Source organism: Halomonas nitroreducens (assembly GCF_003966155.1).
Lineage (GTDB): Bacteria > Pseudomonadota > Gammaproteobacteria > Pseudomonadales > Halomonadaceae > Halomonas > Halomonas nitroreducens.
In genome coordinates this window covers 78,667-105,501 of sequence record NZ_RXNS01000003.1, presented here as the reverse complement: position 1 = coordinate 105,501, position 26,835 = coordinate 78,667, and the positions used below count along the sequence as shown (strand labels likewise).

The window sequence follows — 26,835 nt, the reverse complement described above, 5'->3', positions numbered from 1 at the left end:
TTGACGAGTGTGTACCGGTGCTCGGGGCTGACAAGCGCCGTCCGTCGGTGGAGGCGTGGGGCAAGAAGCGACCCGCGGGCAGGGCGGCGAGGTCAGCGGGCGTCGGCGTTCTCGTCCTCGGCCAGGCACGCCAGCAGCCAGGCGTAGAAGGCGCGCGCCATGGGGTCATGCTCGCTGTCACGGTGAAGCAGACAGGCCCAGTTGGGGCCGCGCACGGAGCGCTCGGCCAGCGGCGCCAGGCGTCCCTCGGCCCGCGCCCGTCCGGCCAGCAGCCGGCTGACCAGGGCGATGCCGAGGCCGTCGCAGGCGGCGTCCAGCAATAACCCGGGGTCGGAGAAGTTGAGCCCATGGGGACGTTGGCCGACGTCGATAGCGGCCCCCACCTCCCAATGACTCCAGTCCATCTCCCGCTCGCTGTGCAGGGTGGTGCGGCGTTCGGGGAGCTGGGCCAGCAGCGCGGGGTGGCAGGCCGGGTAGAGGCGGTCGGCATGCAGCACCTCGAAGTGGCTTCGGCCTGGGAGCCGGTGTCGTCGCGGATCGCCAGGTCGATGGTCTGGCTGGCCATGTCCGGCGGCTCGTCGGTGGTGAACAGCCACAGGTCGACGGCGGGATGACGCGCGTGAAAGTCACCGAGCCGCGGCAGCAGCCAGTGACGGGCGAACGCCGACGTGGTGTTGACCACCAGCTGGTTGGGCTTGCTGTACTGCTCCAGGCGGTGAATGCCCATCGCCAGTTGCTGCAGCAGCGACTGGGTGGTGCTGAGAAGGTCCCAGCCGGCATCGGTGAGGCTGACGCGGCGCCCGTGGCGCAAGAACAGCGGCTGTTCGAGGTAGGCCTCGAGACTGCGGATCTGCTGGCTGATCGCCGACTGGGTGACGTGCAGCTCCTCGGCGGCACGGTGGAAGCTGCCCAGGCGAGCGGCGGCCTCGAAGCCGCGCAGGGTGTTCAGGGGCGGCCAGCGCTTGAGCATAATTGATAAGTTTCACTAATCATTTGGCGGCAGAATCTATCGTTTGTTGCCCTTTTTCATCAAGCCTAGCATGGAGGTATCGCCGGCTCGGCGTTCTTTCAATGATAAACAGAGCTTAATTAAGGGGGCATCATGCAGCGGTGTGATGGACGCTGAGATGGCTGGTTGATGCCGGCGGAATGGGCCGGCATGCCGCCACCTGGACGGTCTGGCCACACAGCCGGGTGCTCTGGGAGGGCGACTGGGGGGCGCCTCGCACCAGGTGCAGGAGGAGTTCGCCGGTGTTGTCCGCGCCATCACCCGCTTCGAGCCGGTCAAGCTGGTGGTCGATCCCTCGGCCCTGAGCTCCGCGCGGAAGCACTGCGGCGCGGGCATCGAGTTGGTGCCGCAAGCGGTGGACGACAGTTGGACCGGGACAGCGGGCCGAGCTTCATCTGTCACCCGCGTCATGGTTTGGCCGGGGTGAGCTGGCGCTTCAATGCCTGGGGCGGCAAGGTGGCCCATGACCTGGACGAAGGCTTGGCCCGGCGCATCCTCAATGACTTGGGCCTGGCATGCTTCGGCACGCCGCTGGCCAACGAGGGCGGCGGCATCGCCGTGGACGGTGAGTGCTCGCTGATCACCACCGAATCGGTGCTGCTCAACGCCAACCGCAATGCGGGGGTGAGCAAGGCCGAGATCGAGGCGGTCTTCGCCCGCCTGCTGGAGAGCACAAGGTCGTCCGGCTGCCTCGCCAATGGTGCCATCATCATGCCTGCCTACGGCGTCGCCGCGGACCGGGCAGCGACCGAGGTGCTGGAGAGGGCATTCCCGGGACGCGAGATCGTGCCGGTAAGAGTCAACCAGCTGGCCCATGGCGGCGGCGAGGTGCATTGCATCACCCAACAGCAGCCGGCCTGGCCCAGAGGCCGTCGCCAAGTGTCAGCACCGTATTGTCCCCGTCGTCTCACGCCGTGAAGAGGAATCGCTTATGCGCATCGCCCTACCGCTCGTCGGCTGCCTGGCGCTCGTCAGCCCCCTGGCCTTCGCCGCCGGTCCCGCCTCGCTGTTGCTGCACGGCGGCCAGATCTACACCGTCGATGCCGAGCGCGCCTGGGCCAGCGCCCTGGCCATCGGCAAGGATGGCCGCCTCCTGGCGGTGGGAAACGCCGAGGACATGAGCGATGTCGTCGATGCCGCCACCGAGCGGGTCGACCTCAAGGGGCGCCTGGTGCTGCCCGGCTTCCAGGACACCCACGCCCACGTGCTGGACGCCTCCTCCGCGGCCCAGGGCGACTGTCTGCTCGACTCCCGGGACGGCGTGGCCCGGTGGCTGGACGACCTGGCGGCCTGCAACGCCACGGACGACGGCGACTGGCTGCTGGGCGCGGGCTTCGCCCTGCACCCCCTGCTGGCGCACGCGCAGTCTCCGCGGGCGCTGCTCGATCGCGTCATCCCCGACCGTCCGGTGGCGATGATGGAGGAGACCTCGCATGCCTACTGGCTCAACACCGCGGCGCTGCGGCGGGCCGGCATCGACGCCGACACCCCCGACCCGGCCGGTGGAGTGATCCTGCGCGACGCGGCGGGGGAGCCCACCGGCCTGGTGCTCGACAACGCCGGCGACCTGGCGCTGGACGCGGCGCTCACCCCTTCGCCGGTGCTCGACGCGACCTACTACCGGGCGGTGCTGGCGGGCCAGGACGAGCTGGCGCGTCACGGCATCACTTCGGTGGCCGATGCCCGGGTGTTCTGGCGTCGCGGCCACCTCGAGGCCTGGCAACGGGCGGCGCGCAACGACGCCCTGAAGGCGCGCACCGTGCTCGGCCTGTGGGCCTACCCGGGGCTCGACGACGACGAGCAGCTGGCCCGGCTCGAGGCACTGTATGCCCCCGCCGGCGAGGACGAGCTGCTCAGCGTCAGCCAGATCAAGTTCTACGTGGACGGCATCGTCCACAACACCACCGCCCGGCTGCATGAGCCCTACGACGAGAGCCTGCCCGGGGTCGACCCGGGGGGCCTGTACTACTTCACCCCGGCGCGCCTCGAGCGCTATGCCCGGGAGCTGGCGGCCACCGGCTTCGACCTGCATATCCACACCATCGGCGATCAGGCGGTGAGCGATGCCCTGGACGCCATCGCCGCCACCGACGGCCAGGGGCGCCACCGCCTGACCCACGTCGAGCTGGTGCGCCCCGAGGACGTGCCGCGCTTCGCCGCCCTGGACGTGACCGCCGACTTCCAGCCCAGCGAGTACTTCACCACGCCCTATCTCGACGGCTATCGGCCGCTGATCGGTGCGCGCGCCCGTCAGCTGCTGCCGATGCGCCGACTCCATGACGCCGGCGCCCGGTTGACCCTGAGTTCCGACTGGGACGTCAATCCGCTGTCGCCGCTGGGGATCATGCAGAGCGCCCTGAGCCTCGGCGAGCGGAGCCTGCCGAGCCTGGCGGCGGCGGTGCGCGCCTACACCCTGGACGCCGCCTACGTCCTGGGTCAGGAGGACGACACCGGCTCCCTGGAGGTCGGCAAGCAGGCCGACCTGGTAGTGCTGGACCGCAATATCTTCGAGCTGCCGGTGACGCGCCTCGACGAGGCGCGGGTGCTGTGGACGCTGCTCGGCGGCGAGGAGGTCTACCGCGACGCCGCCTTCTGACGCCCGCTAGTCTTCCCGACCCGTGACCGTAGGAGAGCCATACGATGACCCACCTCGCCGCCGCCTTCGGCGGCCTGGCCCGGGCCCTGCTCGACGCGGACCCGGCGCCGGTCGCCGAGAACGCCTCGGCGCAGTTCGTCGCTACCTCGCAGGGTGAGTGACTTCAGGTCCTCACCGAGCGATGGCGGGAGTTGAGGTCCCGCGCAGTGGGGCGCGAGGGGATCAGCGATAGGCCTCGACCAGGGTCGCCGGATCCGCCTCGCCATGCCCCCGGGCGGCATGGGTACGCATCAGCTGGGCGGCCAGGGCACTCATCGGGGTGGCGCTGGTGACCCGCCCGCTCTGGGCCACGGCCAGGTCGAGGTCCTTGAGCAGGGTGCGCAGGTGCCAGGGGGGCGAAGTGAAGTCGCTGGCGGCCATGCGTGGCGTGAGGATGCGAAACGGCTTGGAATCGGCGAAGCCGCCGGCGAGCGCCTCGCTGAGCCGGTGGGCATCGACCCCACTGGCCTCGGCCAGGGCCACCGTCTCGGCGATCACCGCCGCCTGGCAGCCGACGATCATCTGGTTGCAGACCTTGGTCACCTGGCCGCTGCCCACCGGCCCCATGTGGGTCACCCGGGCCGCCAGGGGATCGAGCAGTGGCCGTACCGCCTCGACGTCCTGGTGTGCCCCGCCGCACATGATCGCCAGCTCCCCGGCCTCGGCGCCGGCCACGCCGCCGGAGACCGGGGCATCCACCCAGGGGACGCCGTGATCGGCCACCAGGCGGGCGGCGAAGCGGCGGGTGGCCTCGGGGTCGCTGCTGGAGAGGTCGACCAGCCGCTGGCCGTGGTGGGCATGAGCCGCCACGCCGTCCTCGCCGAACACCACCGCCTCGACGACCGCGGTGTTGGCCAGGCACATCAGGATCATGTCCACGCCGGCCACCAGCTCGCCGAGCGAGCCGGCCACCCGGGCACCGGCCGCGGCCACGCCGGCGGTCTTGTCCGCCGAGCGGTTCCAGACAGTCACGTCGAAGCCGGCCACGAGCAGCCGGCGGGTCATGGGATCGCCCATCAGGCCGATGCCGATGAAGCCGAGGCGAGGGTGGGACATGGGCTCTCTCCGCAGGATCAGGGAAGTCCACAGCATGCTTGATGGAAGGTATTTCCATCAAGTCATGGCCGGCGCCCGGTGCGCCGCCATGATGCATCGCGGCATGCGTGGGGGCCGCGCTGGTGCGGCGTGCCGCCGCCAGCGGCGGCGATGCAGCATAGAAGCCTCACGGGTAATTTATTAACTAATTGATATATATATGAAAGAAAGATAGCTGGCATGGTGATTGTAAGAGAAACGGCATAAGGTGGCCGGCAAGACGAGGACGCGAGTCGCGTCATTATCTCCGACGGTCATCGGCTCGCCCGGCGTGACACTCCTGCACGGCGGACGACATCACCAGTGAGCTGGCGTGCTCCACCTGGCCTCCTTCGGGAGGCCTTTTTTATGTCGCTTGATGTCGCCATGGCGGTCTGCGGTGCCACGCCTGGCTGGACGTCGTCGGCGCCATCGCCTAGCGTGAGCGTTCCCCCTGTTTCATGAAGCCCCGTGTACCATGTTGACCTATTCCCTGGCCCACTGGATGGCCTTCCTCTCCGCGGCGCTGTTGCTGAACCTGACCCCGGGGCCCGACATGGCCTTCATGCTCGGCCAGACGGCGCGGCACGGCCGGCGCGGCGGGGTGGCCGCCATGCTCGGCGTGTGGAGCGGTGCCGGGGTGCACGTGGCCATGGCGGCCCTCGGGCTCTCGGCGATCCTGGCCACCTCGGCGCTGGCCTTCTCGGTGGTCAAGTGGGTCGGGGCGGCCTATCTGGTGTGGCTGGGGCTGCAGGCCCTGCTGGCGCGCCCCGGGGCCAGCGAGGCCCCGAGGCCCGACGTCGTGCCCGGCGCACGCGCGATCTATCGCCAGGGCGTGCTGGTCTCGCTGCTCAATCCCAAGGTGGCTGTCTTCTTCCTGGCCTTCCTGCCGCAGTTCGTGGTGCCGTCGGCCGGCCCGGCCAGCCTGCAGCTGGCGGTCCATGGCCTGCTGATCATCCTGGTGGCGGCCCTGATCGAGCCGCCGCTGGTGCTCGCCGGTGCCAGGCTGGCAGAGGCGCTGCGCGGTCGGGGCCGACTGGGGACATGGATGGAGAAGGGCCTGGGGGCGCTGTTCATCGGCCTGGGCGTGCGCCTGGCGCTGATCGAGCGGGGCTGAGGGGAGCCATGCAACCCAGGGAGCAGTCCGACCTTCATCGAGGTCGCTTCCGCGGAGGCCGGTCGCTTCCGGCGCTGGAGTCACGGCAGGGGTTCATCCTGACCCGGCACTGGCAGGAAACGCCCGAGGGTACCGAGGTCGAACTCTGGCTGGCCACCGACCAGGGGCCCGTGCGAGTGCGCATGCCGCCCCAGTCGTCGGTGGCCTTCCTGCCGGCCCAGCAGCGGGAACGGGCCGAGGCCGTGCTGCGCGGCGAGGCCGGCGTCGAGCTGCGCGCGCTCTCGCTGTGCGACTTCCACAGGCGCCCGGTGCTGGGCCTCTACTGCCGGCAGCACCGCCGGCTGGTCGCCCTGGCGCGGCGCCTCGAGGACGCCGGCGTGACGGTCCACGAGGCCGACATCCGCCCGCCGGAGCGCTACCTGATGGAGCGCTTTATCACCGCCTCAGTCAGTGTCGAGGGTGAGCCGGACGGGCAGGGCGGCCTGGTGGCGGCGCGGCTCAGGCCTGAACCGGACTATCGCCCTCGGCTGCGGCTGGTGTCGCTGGATATCGAGACCAGCGGCACGGGGGAGCTCTATTCCATCGCCCTGGAAGGGGGCGGGCAGCGCCGGGTGTTCATGCTGGGCCCGCCCAACGGCACGACCGAGGGGCTCGACTTCCGCCTCGACTACTGCGCGAGCCGCTCGGCGCTGCTGGCGCGGCTGAACCAGTGGTTCGTTGAGCACGACCCCGACGCAATCATCGGCTGGAACCTGGTGCAGTTCGACCTGCGGATCCTCCAGGAACACGCGCGAAGGCTTGGTGTGCCGCTGCGACTGGGCCGCGGCGGGACCGAGCTGGAGTGGCGCGCCCATGGCCACCAGACCCACCGCTTCGTCGCCTCGGCGGCGGGGCGGCTGATCATCGACGGCATCGAGGCGCTGCGTTCGGCCACCTGGCAGTTTCCCTCCTTCAGCCTGGAGCATGTCGCCCGCACCTTGCTCGGCGAGGGCAAGGCCATCGACAACCCCTACCAGCGGCTGGACGATATCCTGCGCATGTTCGCCGAGGACAAGCCGGCGCTGGCACGCTACAACCTCAGGGATTGCGAGCTGGTGACGCGGATCTTCGCGACGACCGAACTCCTCGACTTCCTGCTCGAACGGGCCAGCGTGACGGGGCTTCCCGCCGACCGCAGCGGCGGCTCGGTGGCGGCCTTCACCCACCTTTACCTGCCGCGCCTGCACCGCCTGGGCCTGGTGGCGCCGAACCTCGGCGAAGGGCAGCCGGCCGAGAGCCCCGGCGGCTTCGTCATGGACGCCCGCCCCGGCCTCTACGATTCGGTGCTGGTGCTCGACTTCAAGAGTCTCTACCCCGCGATCATCCGCAGCTTCCTGATCGACCCGGCGGGGCTGGTGGAGGGGCTCGCCGATCCCTCTGAGGCCGCCTCGGTGCCGGGCTTTCGCGGGGCGCGCTTCTCGCGGACGCGACACGCCCTGCCGGCCATCGTGGCGCAGGTATGGGAGGGCCGCGAGGCCGCCAAGGCCGCCGGCAACGCGCCGCTCGCCCAGGCCTTGAAGATCATCATGAACAGCTTCTACGGGGTGCTGGGCTCGAAGGGCTGCCGCTTCTTCGATGCACGCCTGGCCTCGTCGATCACCCTGCGCGGCCACGAGATCATGCGCCGCACCCGGGCGCTGATCGAGGTCGAGGGATATACCGTTATCTACGGCGATACCGACTCCACCTTCGTCTGGCTCGGCGGCGCGCATCCGGAGGCGCAGGCGGCCGCGATCGGCCGTCGCCTGGTGGCCCACGTCAATGCCTGGTGGCGGGATCACCTGGCCGACGAATACGGCCTGCAGAGCGCGCTGGAACTGCAGTTCGAGACCCACTACCGGCGTTTCCTGATGCCCACCATCCGCGGTGCCGAGGCGGGCAGCAAGAAGCGCTATGCCGGGCTGGTGCGTGATGCGGCGGGGCAGGAGCGGGTGGTCTTCAAGGGTCTGGAGGCCGTGCGCAGCGACTGGACGCCCCTGGCCAAGCAGTTCCAGGAGGAGCTATACCGGCGCATCTTCCAAGGCGAGCCCTACCGGGACTTCGTGCGCGACTATGTGCAGCGCAACCTGTCCGGCGGCTTCGACGACCGCCTGGTCTATCGCAAGCGCCTGCGCCGGCGACTCTGCGAATATCGGCGCAACGTGCCGCCCCATGTGCGGGCCGCCCGGCTCGCCGACGAGGTCAACGACCGGCTGGGGCGACCGCGCCAGTACCAGCAGGGCGGCTGGATCCGCTACGTGATGACGGTGGCCGGGCCGGAGCCCCTGGAGCGCCGGCGCTCGGCCATCGACACCGACCATTACCTGACAAACCAGCTGCGGCCGGTGGCGGATGCCATCCTGCCCTTCGTGGGCGACGACTTCGCGGCCCTGGTCGATCGCCAGCTCGGGCTGTTCTGAGCCGGGCCCGGCCGCCTCAGGTGCCGGCGGCCCGGGCGTCGGGCGGCCGGCCGAACTGCAGCTCGGCCAGGCGTCGGTAGAGGGGGCTCGAGGCGAGCAGCTCGTCGTGGCGCCCGGCCGCCACCAGTCGGCCCTCGTCCATCACCAACAGGCGGTCGGCGGCCACCACCGTGGCCAGGCGATGGGCGATGACCACGCTGGTGCGGTCGGCCATCAGCCGGTCCAGGGCCTGCTGCACCAGCCGCTCGCTCTCGGCGTCCAGCGCGCTGGTGGCCTCGTCGAGCAGCAGCACGGCGGGCGATTTGAGCAGGGCCCGGGCGATGGCCAGGCGCTGGCGCTGGCCGCCGGAGAGCTGGACCCCGCCCGGTCCCAGGGGGGTGTCGAGGCCCCGGGGCAGGCCCTCGAGAAAGTCCAGGGCATTGGCGTCGCCGGCGGCGCGGCGCAGCTCCTCGTCGCTGGCGGCCGGGTTGCCGAAGCGCAGGTTGTCGGCGGCGGAACCGGTGAACAGCACCGGCTCCTGGGCGACCAGGCCGATCTCCGCGCGCAGCGCATGCGGGTCGAGATCCCTGAGGTCGAGGCCGTCCAGGGTCAGCCGGCCGCGGTCGGGGTCGTGGAAGCGCAGCAGCAGGGCGAGCAGGGTGCTCTTGCCGGCCCCGGAGGGGCCGACCAGGGCGACTCGCTCGCCGGGCTGGATCGCCAGGTCCAGCCCGGCCAGCGCCGGACGTTCCCGGCCCGGATAGGTGAAGTCCACCGCCTCCAGGCGGATCGCCCCGGCGAGCGGCCGGGGCAGGGGCGTCGGCACCGGCGGGGCGGCGATGCGCGGCCGGGCGTCCCACAGCTCCAGCAGGCGTTCGGCTGCCCCGGCGGCGCGCTGCACGTCGCCGGCTACCTCGGCCAGGGTGGCCACGGCCCCGGCAACCAGCACCGCGTAGAAGACGAAGGCGGAGAGCTCCCCGGCGGTCAGCTCGCCGGCGAGGACCGCTTGGCCGCCCTGCCACAGCATGATGCCCACCGCGCCGAACACCACCAGCAGGGCGGCCCCGGTCAGCCAGGCCCGCTGGCGGCTGCGCGCCATCGCCGTGTCGAAGGCCTCCTCGACGCGGCGGCCGTAGTCGCGGCGGTCGACGTTCTCGTGGTTGAAGGCCTGGATGGTGCGGATCCCCGACAGGGCTTCGCCGGCGTAGCGGCCCAGCTCCGCCACCCGGTCCTGGCTATGGCGCGAGAGGCGACGGACCCGCCGGCCATACCAGAGGATCGGGGCCAGAGTGGCCGGAATCCCCAGCAGCACCAGCGCCGAGAGCCAGGGCTGGGTCACCAGCATCAGGCCCGCGGCGCCGATCAGCAGCAGCAGGTTGCGCAGGGCCAGCGATACCGAGGACCCGAACAGGCTCTGCAGCACCGTGGTGTCCGCTGTCAGCCGCGAGGCGATCTCGCCGGCGCCGCGGTCGCCCTCTCGCGCGCTCTCGAAGAAGCCGGGCTCGAGGTCGAGCAGTCGGTCGAAGATTCGGCGGCGCAGGTCGGCGGCCAGTCGCTCGCCGATCCAGGTGACCAGGTAGTAGCGCAGCGCGGAGGCGCCGGCCAGCACCGCCACCACGGCCACCAGGCCCATCAGCGCCTGGTTGAGCTGCCGGGCGTCGCGGGCCAGGAAGCCCTGGTCGATGACCAGGCGCAGGCCCTGGCCGAGCAGGAGCACGCAGCCGGCCGCCACCAGCAGGGCGAGTCCCGCCAGCAGCAACCGTGAGCGGTAGGGACGCAGCAGCCCCAGCAGGCGCAGCAGGACACGCGGATCAGGCCTTGGACCCATGGGGTTCTCCGGGAGGAAGGGGAGGGCGTCTGTCTCTTGGCACGGTACCAGCCCGCCGGCGCGGCTGCATGGGCTTGATGGCGGCACGCCGAGCGGCCATAGTCGTCGGCAGTAATCCCTGCTGCGGAGTCGCACGATGACCGAATCCCTCGTCCTGGGGTGTGCCCACTGTGCCGCCCTGAACCGCGTCGATGCCGGCCGCCTGGCATCCGCTCCCCGCTGTGGCAAGTGCAAGCTGCCGCTGTTTTCCAGCGAGCCCGTCGAGCTGACCGGGGCCAACTTCCATGCCCTGGTGGCGCGCAGCGAGCTGCCGGTGGTGGTGGACTTCTGGGCCAGCTGGTGCGGTCCCTGCAAGATGATGGCGCCGATCTTCGCCGAGGCGGCCCGGGAACTCGAGCCTCGCATGCGCTTCGCCAAGCTCGACACCGAGGCCGAGCAGGGGCTCGCCGCCCGCTTCGGCATCCGCAGCATCCCCACCTTGATCGTGTTTCGGGGCGGCCAGGAGGTGGCGCGTCAGCCGGGGGTGCTGCAGGGGCCGCAGCTCCGCCAATGGCTGATGCCGCACCTCGCCGGTCAGCCGGCCTGATCGGCGTCGCACGTTGGCGATACCGGGCGTCCGAGGCCGGCGGGTACCGGCGGGGAGGTCGGGCTAGACTGACAGACAGGCCATTCAGCGTCGGGAGGGGATCCCGTGGAAACGCCGCTTGCCTGTGTGCGTCGCCTCGCCAAACGGCTCGATGAGCGTCCCAGCGACTATGATGCACTGCTCGAAGCAGTGGGCAGTCGGCCTTTCGTGCTGCTCGGCGAGGCCAGCCATGGCACTGACGAGTTCTATCGCATGCGCGGCGAGATCACGCGTCGGCTGATCGAGGAACGTGACTTCGAGGCGGTGCTGGTCGAGGCCGATTGGCCCGACGCCATGCGGCTCAATCGCTACGTGCAGGGCGATCGCCGGGACTCGCTGCGCCAGGCCTTCGACGATTTCCAGCGTTTTCCCCAGTGGATGTGGCGCAACGAGCAGGTACGCGACTTCATTGCCTGGCTGGCCGGCCATCACGCCGCCTCGGCACCTGGCTGCGATCGGCCCCCGGTGGGGTTTTATGGCCTGGACCTTTACAGCCTGCACCGCAGTGCAGAGGCGGTCATTGCCTACCTGGCGGGTGTCGACCCCGGCCAGGCCGCCATCGCGCGGCGGGGCTATGCCTGCCTGGATCACCGTGGCGACCCCTTCCACTATGGGCGTAACGTCGCCTTCGGCCTGAGCCCGTCCTGCGAGGAGGCATCCATTCGGCTGTTGCTCGACCTGCTGCACAAGGCGCCGGACTACCTCAGAGGCGATGGACGGCAGGCCGCCGACGAACAGTTCTTCGCCGAGCAGAATGCGCGGGTGGTGGTCCATGCCGAGGAATACTACCGTGCCATGTTCGGCTCCCGGGTCGATACCTGGAACCTGCGCGATGCCCACATGACCGAGACCCTGGCGGCCCTGCATGCCCACCTGCGTCGCCAGGGCGGCCAGGGCAAGATCGTGGTCTGGGCACACAACTCCCATCTGGGCGACGCCAGGGCCACCGAGATGCACTGGGCCGGTGGGCAGCACAATGTCGGTCAGCTGGCCCGCCAGCGGTTCGGGGCCGACCGGGTGCTGCTGGTCGGCTTTACCACCCATACCGGCCATGTCGCCGCCGCCCACGAGTGGGACGGCCCGGTCGAGCATCGCTGGGTCCGACCGTCTCGCCGGGACAGCGTCGAGGGCCTGTTCCACCAGAGCGGGCGGGATCGCTTCTATCTGCCGCTGGGCCTCCCGGAGGTCGCGCCGCTCGAGGAGCGCCGCCTGCAGCGGGCCATCGGGGTGATCTATCGCCCCGACGCGGAACGGGCCAGCCACTACTTCCACGCCTGCCTGGCCCGGCAGTTCGATGCCGTCTTCCATCTCGACGAGACCTCGGCTGTGGAGCCCTTCGAGACCGGCGGCGCCTGGGACAGGGAAGAGGTCCCCGAGACCTACCCCTTCGGGCTCTGAGCCGGTGAGACCCTGGTATGGCCCGGACTCATGATGGCGACTGAAAATGGCCTCGCTGGGTCTCGGCGCAGCGCCGACTTGACCTGCATCAACGGCGTTCCGCGGGGGCTCGACCTATGGTGTTTCAGGCCAACTGCCTGCCAGTCGCGCAGGCGCCACACGAGGAAGAGGTCCCACCATGGCCAGGAAGAACGTCAAGCACATCAGCCCCTCGGAAAGCCCGACACCTCCCAGCCCGGCACCTTCCCGGGAGTCCCAGGTCCTGAGCCCGTTCCGGGAGATGGAGCGCATGCTCGATCGGATGTTCGAGCATGGCTGGATGCCGAGCTGGCGACGCGAGCATCCGCTCTGGGAGCACTTCGGTGCCCTGGAGTCGGAATTCCCGAAGGTCGACATCATCGACCGGGATGCGGAGGTCTGCATCCGCGCCGAGCTGCCCGGCATCGAGCGCAAGGACCTGGATATCTCGGTGACCGATGACAGCGTGACCATCAAGGGCGAGAGCAAGCAGGAGCGCAAGGAGGAGACCGGCGAGTATTTCCGCAGCGAGATCTCCCAGAAGAGCTACTCACGCACCCTGTCGCTGCCCTGTGCTATCGATGCAGATCGGGCCGAGGCCAGCTTCACCAACGGCCTGCTCGAACTGACCCTGCCCAAGCAGAAGCAGGCCAATCGTCGCAAGGTCGAGGTCAAGTAGCCCACGACGGCATCGATAGCGGCGTTACGGCGGGCGGGGCGACCCGCCCGCCGCTTCGTTCGGGCTCTCGGCCCCAAGCCCCATCCCGGGCCAGCCCGCTACATGGCCTTCGTGCCGAGCCGTCGCAGCCTGTTGAGCCAGCGCTGTCGGGTTCGTGGCTCCAGCCCTTCCACCGACCCGATCAGCGTCTCGCGCACCGGAGCGAAGCCGACGAACCCCAGGATGTTACGCTCCAGTGCCTTCACGCTATGGGCCCGGTAGACATGGCGGTAGATCGCCGCCGGCATGCCCATGGTAACGATCACCCGGGCCGAGCGCCCCGTCAGCCCCTTGCGACCCAGCGGGTTGCCCTCCTCGTACTCGAAGGCGAAGTGCGGGCGCATCACCTGCTCCAGGAAGGCCTTGACCAGCGCCGGCATGTCGCCGAGCCAGAGGGGGAAGACGAGTGCCAGATGGTCGCACCAGGCGATATCCTGCTGCACCGCCGCAAGTCCCTCCGGAACGTGGCCGTCCTTCCAGTCTTCGGCGCTGCGCAGCAGAGGGAAGTCCAGGCGGGTGAGGACCGCTTGCCTGACCTCGTGGCCGGCCTCCCGGGCACCGGCGATATAGTGGTCGGCCAGAGCATGGCAGAGGTGGGGGGCCGCCGGGTCGGGGTGGCCCTGAAGAAGCAGGATGCAGCGGGTCATGGCAGGCCTCCGGGGTGCCGAACGATGCGCTATCAGCATAGCTCCCTGGTGTCGGCTCGCCGTGAGGTGCGGACGCCTCAGTCCTGGCGACGCTTGAGCTGGTCACGCAGCCCGTTGGGCACCTTCTTGATGATCAAGCGATCCTGCTCCTCATCGTATTCCACGGCAGCCCCCAGCAGGTGGGAATCGAAGCTGATCGACACCCCCGCCGCGCGCCCGGTGAAGCGCCGGAACTGGGTGAGGGTGCGCTTGTCCGGCGGGATCTCCGGCGCCAGGCCATAGTCGCTGTTGCGGATATGATCGAAGAAGGCCTTGGGCTGCTGCTCGTCGACCAGCTCGGAGAGCTCCTCCAGGGTGATCGGCTCGCCGCGGCTCGCCTGGTCGCTGGCGTAGTCGAGCAGGGCATCGGTCTTCTCGCGGCTCGCCTCCTCGGGCAGGTCCTCGCGCTCCACGTAGTCGCTGAAGGCCTTGAGCAGGGTGCGGGTCTCCTGGGTGGCGTCGACCTGCTCCCGGGCCCCCAGCACCTCGGCGAAACCCTCGGCCAGCTTCTTGCCGCCGCGATCCCGGGTCCAGGACAGGTAGGGGTGCGAGGCCGAGCCTCCCTGCCACTGGCCGATGTCGAGCCGGGCGGCCAGCGTCATCTGGCTCAGGTTGAGCTGGTGGCTCGGTACCACCTCCAGCGACTCGCTGATGCCGAAGCCCTGGCGATGGTGCAGCAGTGCCATGATCAGGTAGCGGGCCTCGCCCTGGCGGTGGTCGATGACCAGGAAGTGGCCGCCCACCGGCAGGTGAGCGTCGATCAACGGGGTGATGCGCTCGGCCAGTTCCCGGGTCAGGGCGGCGAAGTCGAGCCCATCCTCCTGGTAGCGGGCCAGGGCGGCGGGGAAGGGGCCGGCGTCCTCGTCGTCCTCGGCGAAGCGACCCCAGGTCTTGGCCTTGGCATGGTAGGCGTCGCTCAGCCCCGCCAGCAGGTCGTCGAGCGCCGGGGAGACGGCCAGTTCCGCCCGGGCGGGCACGAGACGCGCCGGCGTCTCGCCGTCGCCCTTGTCGATGCGGTGGATGATGCTGTGCAGGATCGGCATGGGAGACCTCGCGGCTCGCGGTGGAAAGGCGGCGATGATACCGCAGCCGCCCCGGACTCGGCTGCCCCTCAGGGCTTGAGGCGATAGCCGGTGCGGAAGATCCAGCTCACCACCCCCAGCGAGACCGCCAGGAACAGCGCGATCATCCCCAGGCTCGCCCAGATGCTCACGTCCCCCAGGCCGTAGAAGCTCCAGCGGAAGCCGCTGACCAGGTAGACCACCGGGTTGGCCAGCGTCACCGCCTGCCAGAAGGGCGGCAGCATGTCGATGGAGTAGAAGGTGCCGCCGAGGAAGGTCAGCGGGGTGATCACCAGCAGCGGCACCAGCTGCAGCTTTTCGAAGCCGTCCGCCCAGATGCCGATGATGAAGCCGAGCAGGCTGAAGGTCAGCGCCGTGAGCACCAGGAACAGCAGCATCACCAGCGGGTGGGCGATGGAGAAGGGCACGAACAGGCTCGCCGTGCCCAGCACGATCAAGCCCAGGATCACCGACTTGGTGGCCGCCGCGCCGACGAAGCCGAGCACCACCTCGAAGTAGGAGATGGGGGCCGAGAGGATCTCGTAGATCGACCCCGAAAAGCGCGGGAAGAAGATCCCGAAGGAGGCATTGGAGACGCTCTGGGTCAGCAGCATCAGCATGATCAGGCCGGGCACGATGAAGGCCCCGTAGCTGACCCCCTCCACCTCGCTGATGCGGGTGCCGATGGCCGCGCCGAAGACCACGAAGTACAGCGAGGTGGAAATCACCGGCGAAACGATGCTCTGCAGCACCGTGCGCAGGCTGCGGGCCATCTCCGCCAGATAGATGGTCTTCACGGACTGCAGGTTCATGTGGTCTCCCTGACCAGGCTGACGAAGATTTCCTCCAGCGAGCTCTGCCGGGTGTGGAGGTCCTTGAAGCGGATGCCGGCGGCATCGAGGTCGGCCAGCAGCTCGGCGATGCCGGCCTGGTCATCCTCGCCATTGTGGCGGCCGTCATAGGTATAGACCAGGGCATGGCCGTCATCGGCCAGGGTCAGCCGGTGGCCGTCGAGGGTGGCCGGTACCCGCGTGATCGGCTCGCGCAGGTGCAGCGTCAGCTCCTTTCTGCCGAGCTTGCGCATCAGCTCGCGCTTCTCCTCCACCAGCACCAGGGAGCCGCCGCGGATCACCCCGATGCGGTCGGCCATCTCCTCCGCCTCCTCGATGTAGTGGGTGGTCAGGATAATGGTCACGCCGCTGTCGCGCAGGCCCCTTACCACCTCCCACATGTCGCGGCGCAGCTCGACATCGACGCCGGCGGTGGGCTCGTCGAGAAACAGGATCTCGGGCTCGTGGGCCAGTGCCTTGGCGATCAGCACCCGGCGCTTCATGCCGCCGGACAGGGTGATCAGCCGATTGCGCCGCTTGTCCCAGAGCGACAGTGAACGCAGCACCGTCTCGATATGCCGGGGATCCTTCGGCTTGCCGAACAGTCCTCGGCTGAAGCTCACCGTGTCCCAGACCGTGGAAAAGGCCTCGCTGGTCAGCTCCTGGGGAACCAGGCCGATGCGTTCCCGGGCGCGACGGAAGTCCCGGACGTTGTCGTGGCCATCCACCAGCACCCGGCCCCGGCTGGCATTGACCAGGCCACAGATCACGCTGATCAGGGTCGTCTTGCCGGCGCCGTTGGGGCCGAGCAGGGCGAAGATCTCGCCGCGGCGGATCTCGAGGTCCACGTCGCTGAGTGCCTGGAAGCCGCTGTCATAGGTCTTCGACAGGCTCTCGACGTGGATCACGGTGTCGTCACTCAAGCTCGATGTCCCCCTGGAACTCCACCTTCAGCTCGAGCCCGGCCACCTCCAGCGTCACGCTGGCGGGCAAGGACTCGTCGCCCGCCAGCCGCCCCTCGGCCAGCGCCTGGGCCACGGCCTCCTCGATGCGCTGCTGGGACTGGACCCCGACGGTCTTCAACAGCTTGCGGATGCTCTGGTGAAAGGTCTCGTCATTCATCGGCATCTCCTTATGGGTTGGCTGCCCTCCCATCCTAGCGCGGCTGGCGCCATGGAACATCGCCCAGCAAAGACGAAAGCCGCGGTGGTGGCCCACACGCGGCTTTCCTCGGTCATGGTCCGCCTGGGAGGGTGGCGGTCATCGCGCGTCCTCGCGGCGCATCAGGTGCGGCTGGTGACCTCGAGCAGGTGATAGCCGAACTGGGTCTTCACGGGACCCTGGACCTGGTTGAGCTCGGCGGAGAACACGACCTTGTCGAACTCCGGCACCATCTGGCCCGGGCCGAAGCTGCCGAGCTCACCGCCCTGCTTGCCGGACGGGCACTGGGAATGCTCGCGGGCGACCTCGGCGAAGTCGCGGCCGCCTTCGATCTCGGCCTTGAGGGCCTGGCACTGTTCTTCGCTGCTGACCAGGATGTGACGGGCGGATGCCTGGGCCATGGGAGTCTCCTCGATGGGACATGCTAGGGTGGATGAGACGACAAGGATACCATGCCGGTCCCGCGGTGGGACGCCAAAACGGTGCTCAGCCGCCCTGGTCACCCGGTTCAAGGAGGAACCCCCCATGAGCTGCATCTTCTGTGACATCGTCGCGGGGCGCGCGCCCTGCCATCGGATATGGGAAGACGAGGAGCACCTGGCCTTCCTCTCCATCTACCCCAACACGCCGGGCTTCACCGTGGTGATTCCCAAGGCGCACTACCCGAGCTATGCCTTCGCCCAGCCGGACGCGGTGCTGTGCAAGCTGGTGCTTGCCACCAAGCGCGTAGCCCGGCTGCTGGACAAGGCCCTGGACGGGGTCGCCCGCACCGGCATGTTCTTCGAGGGCTACGGCGTCGATCACCTGCACAGCAAGCTGGCTCCCATGCATGGCACGGGCAATGACTCGGCCTTCCAGGCCGTGGAATCGCAGCTGGACAAGTACTTCACGTGCTACGAGGGCTACCTGTCCTCCCACGACCACCGTCGGGCCGACGACGAGCGGCTCGCCGAACTCGCCGCCCGGATCCGCGCCTTCATCTAGTCCGGCCGGGGCCACCCTGCCGCCAAGCCCGTCGCACCCCCTGCGTCGGGCTACACTGAGGGAGCATCGCTTCGCCCCTGCGGGGCGGGCGATGGGGCTCGCCAGCCGGTTCCGGGCTCGCCGATCCGGGTATCGTCGGCGTCCCGGCGACTGTCGAGGGAATCGGCCTGGCGACTGGCGAGAGGTGCCCGGAGACATGGCATGAGCCAGCATTGGCGTTGCATCCTGTCCTGTCTGGTTGTCTGCCTGCTGGTGCCCCTGGCCATGGCGGACGGATCGGCCGAAGAGGCCGAGCGCAAGGCGGAGCAGCTGGAACAGAGCGTGGTCGAGACGAACGAGGACGGCCCCGCCACGCCGGCGGCGGCGATCGACAAGCCGGAGGCCCAGGCGGTCGACCCGGCTGGTGAAGCGCCGCTGGATGACCCCATCACCTGCCTGGCCCGCAGCATCTACTGGGAGGCCCGCGGCGAGGATGTAGCCGACATGGAGGCCGTGGCCAATGTGGTGATGAACCGTCTCGGCGATTCCGGCTTTCCCGATACGGTCTGCGGGGTGGTCAGGCAGGGGAGCGAGCAGGGCGCCTGCCAGTTCTCCTGGTGGTGTGACGGTCGCGTGGACGAGGCCGATGAGGACAGCGCCTATGCGCAGGCCAAGGAGATCGCCCGCCGCGCCCTCAACCAGCAGCTTGGCGACCGCACCGGCGGCGCCCTGTACTTCCACCACCGCTCGGTGCGCCCCTCCTGGGCTGCGGAGTTTGCCAAGACGGTCGACGTCGGCGGCTTCGCCTTCTACCGGCCCCGTGGCGGGGCATCCCACTAGTCACCAAGGAGTCTCCCATGAGCACTCTCGTTGATGATCGCGACCTGGCCTCGTCACGCGACTGCCCGGTCGTCGAGGGAAAACGCCAGGTCCAGCACGTGGCGCCGCGTACCGCCGACGTGGGCGGGATTCCCGTCAATCGGGTATTGCCCTCCCGCCACCGCCGCCTGGTGGGCGCCTGGTGTTTCCTCGACCATGCCGGCCCGGCCGTCTTCAAGGGCGAAGCCCGGGGCCTCCGGGTCGGCCCCCACCCCCACATCGGTCTGCAGACCTTCACCTGGATGATCGCAGGCGAGGTGCTGCACCGCGACAGCCTGGGCAACGAACAGGTGATCCGTCCCGGCCAGGTCAACCTGATGACCGCCGGCCGCGGCATCAGTCACACCGAGGAATCGGTGCCCGGCGAGACCCGGCTGCATGCCGCCCAGCTATGGATCGCCCTGCCGGAGGCCGACCGCCGCACCGATCCGCGTTTCGATCACTACCCGAAGCTGCCCCGCTGGGATGAGCAGGGCGTCGCCTTCACCCTGCTCACCGGCGAATTCGCCGGCCACCGCGCGCCGACCCTGGCCTTCTCGCCCCTGGTGGGCCTGGAGCTCGTCGCCCGGGAGGCGAGCACCGTCGAGCTGTCGTTGCGCGAGGACTTCGAGTACGGCGTGCTGCCCCTGGAGGGCGAGCTCGACATCGAAGGCGAGACCTTCCCGCCCAACGAGCTGGCCTACCTGGGCCGGGGGCGCGAGCGCGTCACCCTCGGCCTGACCGAGGACGGCCGGGCTCTCCTGGTCGGCGGCGAGCCCCTGGACGAGGAGATCCTGATCTGGTGGAACCTCGTCGGCCACAGCAAGGCCGAGATCGCCGAGGCCCAGCGGGACTGGGAAGCCGGCAGTGAGCGCTTCGGCCGCATTCCCCGGTACGACGGAGAGCGCCTGATGCCGCCGCCATTGCCCTGGCAGGTCTGACGCCCTGGCCTGGCGGCTGGGTGGCCTCAGGCGGGATCGATGGTCAACAGCAGCCGTGGCTGATCGCTCCCCAGCGTCGGGCTGCGGTGCACCAGCCCTTTGCCCTCATTGCCGATCCAGCCGCCGCCCTTGAACAGGGCGACATCCCCTGTCTCCAGCCGGTGGATGACGGCATCCGCGAGGACGATAGCCGGCTTGCCGGGGTGCGGTGCGCCGAGGCCTGCCCGATGCACGGCGTGTTCGGGCAGCCACTCGCTGCCGGGGCCCAGGTAGGTCGTCACCAGGCGTACCGGCAGCTGGTCGCAATGAAAGCGCGGGCACATGGGCGCGTCCAGTCGGCGCAGCCGCAGGCCCACGTCCTGGGTATCGAACAGGCAGGCCATGGCCTCGGCCAGGATCACGATGTCCTCCACCAGGGAATCGGATATGCCGGGGCAGTGCAGGGCCTGGAGCAGGGCGGCACGGAGGTCGTCGCCCGGTTTCCCCCGCCAGGCGAATGACAGAGGGCGCTCGGCCCTTACCTGAGCCAGAGCCCCCGCCAACAGGTCGTGGGGCAGGGGGCGGCGCAGCACGGCGAGGGTAATGGCGTCCTCGAAGATCCTGGGCAGCACCTCGATGCCCCCGCCCTCCACCCAGTGGGGCGTCGCGGTGGGCAGGTCGGGGCTGGGCAGAGCGGCGGTCGGCGACATCCTTGGCTCTCCTTGTCGGATCGGATTGGGGACACGTTGTGGCATTTGAAGGACGATACGTTATAACATAACTTTTTTATGGCATCGCCACACCAGAGCGCATTTTCATGACACCGCCGACGAGGATACCGATCGATGAGCGAAGACAGACTGGCCGATATCGCGGGCCAGGCGACTGCGGCCGCCCCCCGCCTGGCCTGGGTGGGCATGGAAGGCATCGACCTGCCGCTGCAGGTGGCGGGGCAGCCAATGGCCGGGACGGCCGACGCGGGTGTGAGCCTGGATGCCCCCGGGGCCCGGGGCATCCACATGTCGCGGCTCTACCTGGCCCTCGAGCGGCTGGCCGGCCAGGACCTCAGCCTGATGCGGCTGCGGGAGGTGCTGACACACTTCCTCGATAGCCACCATGGGCTCGCCCGGCGTGCCTTTCTTGATCTCGAGGGCGAGGCCCTGCTGCGGCGTCCCGCTCTGGTCAGCCCCCTGGCGGGCTGGAAGGCCTATCCCCTGGCCGTTCGTAGTTGCCTCACTCCCGAAGGTTTCGAGGCTCGGCTGGAACTCGCCATCGGCTACTCCTCGACCTGCCCCTGCTCCGCGGCCCTGGCCCGTCAGCTCATCCAGCAGCGCTTCGATGACGACTTCGCCGAGGAAGCGGCGATCGAGCGCGAGTCGCTGCGGGACTGGCTGGGCAGCGAGCGAGGTATTGCCGCTACGCCCCACAGCCAGCGCAGCCAGGCGCATCTCCAGCTGCGGCTGGATCCCGACACCCAGACCCTGCCCGTGGTCGAGGTCATCGACCGGGTGGAGGCGGCCCTGGGCACCGCCCTGCAGACCGCGGTCAAGCGCGTCGACGAACAGGCTTTCGCCCTGGCCAACGGCCAGAACCTGATGTTCTGCGAGGACGCCGCACGTCGGCTGAATCGCGTGCTGCGCGAGCAGCCCGGGGTGGCCGGCTTCCGGCTCCGCGTGGTGCATGCCGAGAGCCTGCATGCCCACGACGCCGTGGCGCGCAGCCAGTGGAACTGGCCTGAGGCGGAGCCGACCTGACGTCCCGGGCCACCGACCGAGAGGCGGCGGTCAGGCTCGGCGAGTCGATCGCCGGGCCGCCCGCTCATTCGTGAGGTCTGGCAGGCCGCGGGGCAATGGACTCGAGCCGCCGGCCGATCAGGCTGGCCGCCAGGAACAGCAGCGTCGCCAGGCAGACGATGGTGGGGCCGGTGGGGGTGTCGAAGCGGTAGGCGGCGGCCAGGCCGCCATTGGCCGAGAGGACGCCGATCGCCGTCGCGATCAGCACCATGCGTTCCGGAGTCCGGCTGAAGGGGCGGGCCGCGGCGGCGGGAATGATCAGCAGGGCGGCGATCAGCAGCACGCCCACCACCTTGATGGCCACCGCCACTACCATCGCCAGGCACAGCGTCAGCACCAGCTGCTCGCGCCGCGGGTCGATGCCGCCGGCATGGGCCAGGTCCGGGCTCAGGGTGGCGGTCAGCAGGGCCGACCAGCGGGAGCCGAGCAAGGCCAGTACCAGCAGGGCGCCGCCCCAGATGATCGCCAGGTCCGCCCGGCCCACGGCCAGGATGTCGCCGACGAGATAGCCCATGAGGTCGATGCGCACGCCGGCGACGAAGGACACCGCCACCAACCCGAAGGCCAGTGCCGAGTGGGCCATGACGCCCAGCAGGGTATCCATGGCATAACCCCGGCCACTCAGCCACGACACGGCCACCGCCATCAGCAGCGAGACCGTCAGCACCCCGGCGAACAGGGAGGTGGACAGCACCAGGGACAGCGCTACCCCGAGGATGGCCGCATGGGCGGTGGCGTCGCCGAAATAGGCCATGCGCCGCCAGACCACGAAGCAGCCCAGCGGTGCGGCTGCCAGGGCCACCCCGGTGCCGCCCAGGGCCGCGCGGACCAGGAAGTCGTCGAGCATCATGGCGAGGCCACCGCGAGGGCATGATCGTGTCGGTAGAAGGCCACTGCGTCCCGCTCGTCGCCCCCCAGCAGGTCGCGGTAGGCCGGTGAGCTGGCCACCGTCTCGGGCCGACCCTGGCAGCAGATGTGGCCGTTGAGACAGATCACCCGGTCCGAGGCCTGCATCACCACATGCAACTCGTGACTGACCATCAGCACGCTGCAGCCGAGCTCCCGGCGCACGCGGTCGATCTGCCGGTAGAAGGCGGCGGTGGCGCGATGGTCGAGCCCCTGGCTGGCCTCGTCGAGGATCAGCAGGTCGGGTTGGCCGAGCAGGGCGCGGGCCAGCAGCACGCGCTGGAACTGACCTCCCGACAGCGTGGCCATCTGCCGGTCGATCTGCCCCGCGGCGCCGGCCTGTTCGAGCGCCCTGTGCAGGGCATCGATGTGCCGGCGCCGTGGCAGGGCCATGAAGCGAGCCACGGTCATGGGCAGCGTCGGGTCGATGTGCAGGCGTTGCGGCACATAGCCGATGGTCATCCCCGGGCGGCGCCGGATTTCGCCATGGGTCGGCGTCAGGGCGCCGATGATCACCCGTAGCAGGGTGGTCTTGCCCGAGCCGTTCGGGCCCACGACGGTTACGATCTCGCCGGCCGTCAGGGACAGCGTGATGGCTTCCAGGATGGTGTTGCTGCGCCGGGTGACGCCGATGTCGTGAAGGGTCAACAGGGGCATGGAGGCTCCGTCGGGGGAGGGCGGGTTGCAATCATTGTTATGTTATAACATTTTATCAAGCCGACCAAGAATTCCCGACCAGGAGACGACGCCATGCCCGTCCTCGTCCGCCCGCTACTGTTGCCGCTATTGGCCGTTCCGACGCTCGCCTACGCTGAGGTCCCCTCGGTGGCGGTGGACATCCCGCCGGTGCATGCCCTGGCCTCGCAGGTCATGGGGGACCTCGGCGCGCCCGAGTTGGTCATCCGGCCCGGCGCCTCGCCCCATGGCTATTCCATGCGTCCCTCCGAGGCTGCCAGCCTGGACCGGGCCGAGGTGGTGTTCTGGGTGGGGCCGGCACTGACGCCCTGGCTCGGGCGCTCGATCGACTCCCTGGCCGATGATGCGGTCGCGCTGCTGGAGGCGCCGGGCCTGACGCGATATGACGTCCGCCAGAGCGCCACCTTCGAGGCCCACGGCCATGGCGACGAAGCCGGACATGGCGGCCATCATCCTGCCGACCATGACCATGCGGGGCTCGATCCCCATGCCTGGCTCGATCCCCGCAACGCCCGGGTATGGCTGGGCGTCATGGCCGAGACACTGGCCAAGGCCGATCCGGAGCACGCCGCGACCTATCGCGATAACGCCCGTCGCGGTCAGGCGGAACTGGCGCAGCTGAGCAAGGAGGTCGAGGAACGCTTGGTGGCGACCGGGAAGCCCCACTTCATCGTCTTCCACGATGCCTACCAGTACTTCGAACGGCGCTTCGGTGTGCCGGCCGCCGGCGCCATCTCCCTGGGGGATGCCTCCGATCCGAGTCCGTCGCGGGTCAGGGAGATCCAGCGCCGGGTCGAGGCGCTGGACATCGACTGCGTGTTCACCGAACCGCAGTACAACCCACAACTGGTCGAGAGCGTCTTCGGCGGTACCGCGGTCGACACCTCGAGGGTGATCGATCCCCTCGGGGTCGACCTGGCGACCGGACCGGGGCTCTATGCAGAGCTGATACGCCAGCTCTCCGACGGGCTGGCCGGCTGTCGGCAGGATTGATGCCGGCCGGCAGGGCGACTATCGCTGTGGTGCGTCGAAGTCGGCCGGTTCGTCGGTATACACGCAGACATTGGCATCCTCGATGTCCCCATCCGGGGCTTCCACCTGGGCCTGGAAGAATGCCTGGATCTCGCGACGCTGGCAGTGGGCCTCGAAGGCCTCGCGATTGGCCCACACTTCGTGAAAGACGATGGGATAGCTCTCGCCCTGGGCGAAGGGATTGTCGAGCTGGCGAGTCACGGTGTACTGCAGGCAGGCATCCTCGCGATGGGCATTGGGCTCGAGGGCCTGGAGCGCCCTGAACGCGGCCGCTTCCCGGCCGGGCTTGGGTTTGAAGCTGGCGATGCAATAGATCTTGCTGGACATGGGGACTCCTGGTGATCGGGCAAGCCGCCGACCATACCACCTCGCGGTAGCCGCGGGGAGGCAAAAGCCCCCGGCATGACGCCGCTGGCAGGCCGGCGTGCGGCCAAGGCAGGCATTGCAGGAGATCGGATTCCTGTGCCAGCGTTAGGGAGAATGTGCAGCAGGCGTCCTTGCTCGAGGGAGGGTCAGATGATGTCGCGTCAATATTGCCTGGGTATCCTGCTGCCCGATGATGGCCCGGGTGACTATGAGTGGTACGACCTGGCCGCCCCTGCCCCCGGCGAGCTGCCTGCCATCGAAGTGGGCAAGATCCCCAGCGATGGCCACCATGCGCCACCTGCGCTGCGGGCCCTCGGCGCCCCCGCGCGCCTCGAGCCGGTGGGCAGGCAACTGGTGGAGGCGGGGGCCGGGACGGTGGTCTGGGCTTGCACCAGCGCCAGCTTCATCGGTGGGCTTGGCTGGGCCCGGGACCAGGCAGGGGCCCTCGCGGACGCCCTGGGGGTGCCGGTAACCAGTACCGCCCTGGCATTCCTCGAGGCCTTGGACGCCATCGGCCACTGCCGGGTGGACCTGCTGAGCCCCTATCCCGACGATGTGACCCTGCGGCTGGTCTCCTTCCTGCGCGAGGCCGGCGTCTCGGTGCGCGAGGACAAGGCGCTGGACTGTCCCTATGCCGCCGACTCCCACCAGGCGGATCTCCTGGCGGAGATCCGCCGCTTCCGGGACCAGCATCCCGACACCTCGGTGCCCCTGCTGGTGCCCGATACGGCGGTCAACAGCCTCGCTCGGCTGGCGGCGCTAGGCCGGGAGGCCGGCAGCGTCGTGCTGACTGCCAACCAGGTCACCCTCTGGGCGGGGCTCAAGCGCCTCGGGTGGAGGCTCCGCCCGGATGAGGCGTTTCTCGGTGACCTGGCATTGCTGTAGCGAGCGCGTCGAGGCGAGGCAATCGCGGCGGCAGGGGCCGGGAGAGCAGCCTTGGGAGTCTGCCCCATCGCTAGTCGCCATCCCGAATTGCCGGAGGGCGGCAGTCGAAAGCCTGATTTTGCATCGGCCACCGCCTTTTCTCCTGGGTTGCCGATACTGTTGGCACCGCCAGGGACTATAGTTAACAGGCCAGGCCGGACGCCCACCCCAGGCGGCCAGAAGGCTAAGCGCAAAGAACCTGGGCCTGTACCCCATGTGTGACCTCATCTTCTTCATGCGATTCCTCTTCTCTCACACCAGGATCGGCCGGACCTGGCATGGTTGTCTGCGGATCGCCCTGACGAGGTGGATCAGGCTATCCGCGGAATGGCATTGATGGCTTCACGGCAGTTCGAGGTGTCCCATGAAACGCACGATTCTCACGACCTCGCTCGTCCTCTGCTTGCTGGCCTCCGCATCGGCACTGGCCATGGATTCGTCGGCATTGCAGCAGCGCAGTGCAGGTCTCCACGCCGGCAGTGGTGCCAGCATGATGCAGGCCGGTGACCTTCCGGTCCTGGCCAGTGATTCCGCCTACTGGGAACAACGTAGTGCACGCCTGCACAAGGCGACGGTCCTCCGGGACCAGCGCCAGGTGCAGCGGCGCAGCGTCAGGGAAGAGACTCCCTGGTGGCGGTAAGCCGGTGACAGCATGTCCCGGGCCGGGGCCTCGCGCTCCGGCCCTTTCGTTGGCCAGCCCGGTCCTGGACTAGGCTGGGGATCATCATCGGCCTGGAGGAAGCCATCATGCTGCTTGAGGGATCCTGTCACTGCCGGGCGGTCACCTTTAGCGTGGAATCACCGCATCCCTATCCCTTCAATCGCTGCTACTGCTCGATCTGTCGCAAGACGGCCGGCGGCGGCGGCTATGCCATCAACCTGAGCGGCCGAGCGGAGACGCTGGACGTGCAGGGCGAGGCCTTCACCTCGGTGTACCACGCGGTCATCGACAGCGAGACGAGCCGCGGCGAGCGGCACTTCTGTGCGCGCTGCGGCAGCGCCCTCTGGGTCTATGATCCGGATTGGCCTGATCTGGTGCATCCCTTCGCCTCAGCCATCGATACCGAGCTGCCGGTGCCGCCCGAACGGGTGCACCTGATGCTGGCGAGCAAGCCAGCCTGGGTGGATCTGGAGGCGCGGGACACCGACAAGTGCTTCGACGGCTACCCCGACGAGAGCATCGCCGAGTGGCATGAGCGCCTCAAGCTGGTGCGCTGAACCGGGAGTCGCGATCCTCACTCGCGGACGGGGGCGCTGGCCAGCAGCCGGACCCCGAGATGGCCGGCCAGGCCGAGTTCGCCCCGTCGCATCATGGTGTGATGACTCCAGGTGAAGACGGGACGGGCGAGAGGCGCGAGGAGGTTCATCCAGCGCGGACGGGTGCGTACCTGCCAGTGATAGCGCACCTCGGTGCCGTCTCGGATCTCGCGGAGTTCCCAGCGCCCCACGCCCTCCAGGTCCCCCCGGGCCTCGGCCTCGATCAGCGTGGGCGGTCGTACCCGGGTCACGCAGATCGCGAAGCGCAAGCGATAGCCGAGGCGGCTTTGCCAGGTATAGCGATAGCGGCGGCCGATGCCCCGTCGGTCACCTCGGGCCAGGGGTTCCACCTCGATCAGCCCCGGCCACCATCCCGGCCACTGCGTCGGGTGGCTCAAGGCCTGGTAGACCCGGTCGATGGGGGCCTCGAGCCGCCAGCGGGTGACGAAACGGTAGAGGGTCATGGTCCCGGGGCCGGCGCGGCCTTCGCTGTGCTTGCCGATCAGCATAGCAGCGCCGGTATGCGTCCCGGCGGACGAGGACGTG

At 69.2% G+C, this 26,835-nt stretch carries 28 protein-coding genes and 2 pseudogenes; 16 read left to right on the top strand and 14 right to left on the bottom strand.

Annotation, left to right across the window (positions count from 1 at the left end; all coding sequences use genetic code 11):
• Positions 1-92: 92 nt before the first annotated feature.
• Positions 93-970, bottom strand: a pseudogene (locus tag EKG36_RS20700) (LysR substrate-binding domain-containing protein).
• 262 nt (positions 971-1,232) lie between these two features.
• Between EKG36_RS20700 and EKG36_RS21075 the strand changes: the two are divergent.
• From EKG36_RS21075 to EKG36_RS04200, 3 genes and pseudogenes are all read left to right on the top strand, one after another.
• Positions 1,233-1,621: pseudogene (locus EKG36_RS21075) on the top strand (agmatine deiminase family protein); the annotation flags it as partial.
• Positions 1,604-1,927 carry an agmatine deiminase family protein gene (locus EKG36_RS21070; protein WP_425459576.1) on the top strand — a complete coding sequence of 108 codons (324 nt, stop codon included), beginning with the start codon at positions 1,604-1,606 and terminating at the stop codon, positions 1,925-1,927. The pseudogene EKG36_RS21075 and the gene EKG36_RS21070, both read left to right, overlap by 18 nt.
• Before the next feature lie 13 nt (positions 1,928-1,940).
• Entirely contained in the window at positions 1,941-3,605 is a 1,665-nt protein-coding gene (locus EKG36_RS04200) for an amidohydrolase (protein WP_185827478.1), read from the top strand.
• 222 nt (positions 3,606-3,827) lie between these two features.
• Here EKG36_RS04200 and EKG36_RS04195 read toward each other — a convergent pair whose 3' ends face one another.
• Entirely contained in the window at positions 3,828-4,700 is an 873-nt protein-coding gene (locus EKG36_RS04195; protein ID WP_126481352.1) for an NAD(P)-dependent oxidoreductase, read from the bottom strand.
• A 496-nt stretch (positions 4,701-5,196) separates the two neighbouring features.
• On the opposite strand from EKG36_RS04195, the gene EKG36_RS04190 reads away from it, so the two are divergent.
• A complete protein-coding gene (locus EKG36_RS04190; protein WP_126481350.1) occupies positions 5,197-5,835 on the top strand; it encodes a LysE family translocator in 639 nt (212 codons plus the stop codon).
• Between the two features lie 8 nt (positions 5,836-5,843).
• Entirely contained in the window at positions 5,844-8,273 is a 2,430-nt protein-coding gene (locus tag EKG36_RS04185; RefSeq protein WP_221766045.1) for a DNA polymerase II, read from the top strand.
• Positions 8,274-8,289: 16 nt separating this feature from the next.
• Here EKG36_RS04185 and EKG36_RS04180 read toward each other — a convergent pair whose 3' ends face one another.
• Positions 8,290-10,077: an ABC transporter transmembrane domain-containing protein gene (locus EKG36_RS04180; protein WP_126481348.1), complete on the bottom strand. Its 1,788-nt coding sequence runs from the start codon at positions 10,075-10,077 to the stop codon at positions 8,290-8,292.
• A 136-nt stretch (positions 10,078-10,213) separates the two neighbouring features.
• On the opposite strand from EKG36_RS04180, the gene trxC reads away from it, so the two are divergent.
• The 3 genes from trxC (at position 10,214) to EKG36_RS04165 (ending at position 12,797) form a co-directional block, all read left to right on the top strand.
• The gene (gene trxC / locus EKG36_RS04175; RefSeq protein WP_126481346.1) at positions 10,214-10,663 is read left to right on the top strand and encodes a thioredoxin TrxC; all 450 of its coding nucleotides are present in this window, start codon (positions 10,214-10,216) and stop codon (positions 10,661-10,663) included.
• 105 nt (positions 10,664-10,768) lie between these two features.
• A complete protein-coding gene (locus tag EKG36_RS04170; protein WP_126481344.1) occupies positions 10,769-12,100 on the top strand; it encodes an erythromycin esterase family protein in 1,332 nt (443 codons plus the stop codon).
• A gap of 178 nt (positions 12,101-12,278) precedes the next feature.
• Entirely contained in the window at positions 12,279-12,797 is a 519-nt protein-coding gene (locus EKG36_RS04165) for an Hsp20/alpha crystallin family protein (protein WP_126481342.1), read from the top strand.
• 98 nt (positions 12,798-12,895) lie between these two features.
• On the opposite strand, the gene EKG36_RS04160 is transcribed toward EKG36_RS04165, so the two are convergent.
• The 6 genes from EKG36_RS04160 to EKG36_RS04135 all read right to left on the bottom strand — a co-directional run bounded on the left by EKG36_RS04160 (position 12,896) and on the right by EKG36_RS04135 (position 16,975).
• The gene (locus EKG36_RS04160; protein ID WP_126481340.1) at positions 12,896-13,483 is read right to left on the bottom strand and encodes an NAD(P)H-dependent oxidoreductase; all 588 of its coding nucleotides are present in this window, start codon (positions 13,481-13,483) and stop codon (positions 12,896-12,898) included.
• A 77-nt stretch (positions 13,484-13,560) separates the two neighbouring features.
• Positions 13,561-14,565, bottom strand: coding sequence for a nucleoid-associated protein YejK (gene yejK / locus EKG36_RS04155; RefSeq protein WP_126481338.1), 1,005 nt, complete (start codon positions 14,563-14,565; stop codon positions 13,561-13,563).
• Positions 14,566-14,633: 68 nt separating this feature from the next.
• Positions 14,634-15,395, bottom strand: a complete 762-nt coding sequence (locus EKG36_RS04150; RefSeq protein WP_126481336.1) for an ABC transporter permease — start codon at positions 15,393-15,395, stop codon at positions 14,634-14,636.
• Entirely contained in the window at positions 15,392-16,336 is a 945-nt protein-coding gene (locus EKG36_RS04145) for an ABC transporter ATP-binding protein (RefSeq protein WP_126481334.1), read from the bottom strand. The genes EKG36_RS04150 and EKG36_RS04145 overlap by 4 nt, the downstream gene beginning before the upstream one ends.
• Complete coding sequence (locus EKG36_RS04140; RefSeq protein ID WP_126481332.1) at positions 16,329-16,535, bottom strand: DUF6494 family protein; 207 nt, start codon at positions 16,533-16,535, stop codon at positions 16,329-16,331. Before EKG36_RS04140 ends, EKG36_RS04145 begins: the two co-directional genes overlap by 8 nt.
• 161 nt (positions 16,536-16,696) lie before the next feature.
• Positions 16,697-16,975 (bottom strand): peptidylprolyl isomerase, encoded by a 279-nt coding sequence (locus EKG36_RS04135; protein ID WP_126481330.1) that lies wholly within the window; start codon positions 16,973-16,975, stop codon positions 16,697-16,699.
• 124 nt (positions 16,976-17,099) lie between these two features.
• On the opposite strand from EKG36_RS04135, the gene EKG36_RS04130 reads away from it, so the two are divergent.
• The 3 genes from EKG36_RS04130 (at position 17,100) to EKG36_RS04120 (ending at position 19,336) form a co-directional block, all read left to right on the top strand.
• Complete coding sequence (locus EKG36_RS04130) at positions 17,100-17,558, top strand: HIT family protein (protein ID WP_126481328.1); 459 nt, start codon at positions 17,100-17,102, stop codon at positions 17,556-17,558.
• A 201-nt stretch (positions 17,559-17,759) separates the two neighbouring features.
• Positions 17,760-18,377 carry a cell wall hydrolase gene (locus EKG36_RS04125; RefSeq protein ID WP_126481326.1) on the top strand — a complete coding sequence of 206 codons (618 nt, stop codon included), beginning with the start codon at positions 17,760-17,762 and terminating at the stop codon, positions 18,375-18,377.
• A gap of 17 nt (positions 18,378-18,394) precedes the next feature.
• Entirely contained in the window at positions 18,395-19,336 is a 942-nt protein-coding gene (locus EKG36_RS04120; RefSeq protein WP_126481324.1) for a pirin family protein, read from the top strand.
• A 26-nt stretch (positions 19,337-19,362) separates the two neighbouring features.
• Here EKG36_RS04120 and EKG36_RS04115 read toward each other — a convergent pair whose 3' ends face one another.
• Positions 19,363-20,025, bottom strand: a complete 663-nt coding sequence (locus EKG36_RS04115; protein WP_126481322.1) for a DUF1826 domain-containing protein — start codon at positions 20,023-20,025, stop codon at positions 19,363-19,365.
• A gap of 135 nt (positions 20,026-20,160) precedes the next feature.
• On the opposite strand from EKG36_RS04115, the gene folE2 reads away from it, so the two are divergent.
• The gene (gene folE2, locus EKG36_RS04110; protein WP_126481320.1) at positions 20,161-21,069 is read left to right on the top strand and encodes a GTP cyclohydrolase FolE2; all 909 of its coding nucleotides are present in this window, start codon (positions 20,161-20,163) and stop codon (positions 21,067-21,069) included.
• Positions 21,070-21,133: 64 nt separating this feature from the next.
• On the opposite strand, the gene EKG36_RS04105 is transcribed toward folE2, so the two are convergent.
• Together EKG36_RS04105 and EKG36_RS04100 are read right to left on the bottom strand one after the other, a co-directional pair.
• Positions 21,134-21,958 (bottom strand): metal ABC transporter permease, encoded by an 825-nt coding sequence (locus EKG36_RS04105; RefSeq protein WP_221766044.1) that lies wholly within the window; start codon positions 21,956-21,958, stop codon positions 21,134-21,136.
• Entirely contained in the window at positions 21,955-22,671 is a 717-nt protein-coding gene (locus tag EKG36_RS04100; protein ID WP_126481318.1) for a metal ABC transporter ATP-binding protein, read from the bottom strand. Before EKG36_RS04100 ends, EKG36_RS04105 begins: the two co-directional genes overlap by 4 nt.
• Positions 22,672-22,764: 93 nt before the next feature.
• Here EKG36_RS04100 and EKG36_RS04095 point away from each other — a divergent pair, with 93 nt between their 5' ends.
• Complete coding sequence (locus EKG36_RS04095) at positions 22,765-23,703, top strand: zinc ABC transporter substrate-binding protein (protein WP_126481316.1); 939 nt, start codon at positions 22,765-22,767, stop codon at positions 23,701-23,703.
• Positions 23,704-23,721: 18 nt separating this feature from the next.
• Here the strand turns inward: EKG36_RS04095 and EKG36_RS04090 are convergent, their stop codons facing one another.
• Positions 23,722-24,069, bottom strand: coding sequence for a putative quinol monooxygenase (locus EKG36_RS04090; protein ID WP_126481314.1), 348 nt, complete (start codon positions 24,067-24,069; stop codon positions 23,722-23,724).
• 189 nt (positions 24,070-24,258) lie between these two features.
• Here EKG36_RS04090 and EKG36_RS04085 point away from each other — a divergent pair, with 189 nt between their 5' ends.
• The 3 genes from EKG36_RS04085 (at position 24,259) to EKG36_RS04075 (ending at position 26,250) form a co-directional block, all read left to right on the top strand.
• Entirely contained in the window at positions 24,259-24,993 is a 735-nt protein-coding gene (locus EKG36_RS04085; protein ID WP_126481312.1) for an aspartate racemase/maleate isomerase family protein, read from the top strand.
• Positions 24,994-25,396: 403 nt separating this feature from the next.
• Positions 25,397-25,672, top strand: a complete 276-nt coding sequence (locus EKG36_RS04080) for a hypothetical protein (protein ID WP_126481310.1) — start codon at positions 25,397-25,399, stop codon at positions 25,670-25,672.
• 107 nt (positions 25,673-25,779) lie between these two features.
• Positions 25,780-26,250 carry a GFA family protein gene (locus EKG36_RS04075; RefSeq protein WP_126481308.1) on the top strand — a complete coding sequence of 157 codons (471 nt, stop codon included), beginning with the start codon at positions 25,780-25,782 and terminating at the stop codon, positions 26,248-26,250.
• 17 nt (positions 26,251-26,267) lie between these two features.
• Here EKG36_RS04075 and EKG36_RS04070 read toward each other — a convergent pair whose 3' ends face one another.
• Positions 26,268-26,798 (bottom strand): SRPBCC family protein, encoded by a 531-nt coding sequence (locus tag EKG36_RS04070; RefSeq protein WP_246007431.1) that lies wholly within the window; start codon positions 26,796-26,798, stop codon positions 26,268-26,270.
• Positions 26,799-26,835: the final 37 nt, after the last annotated feature.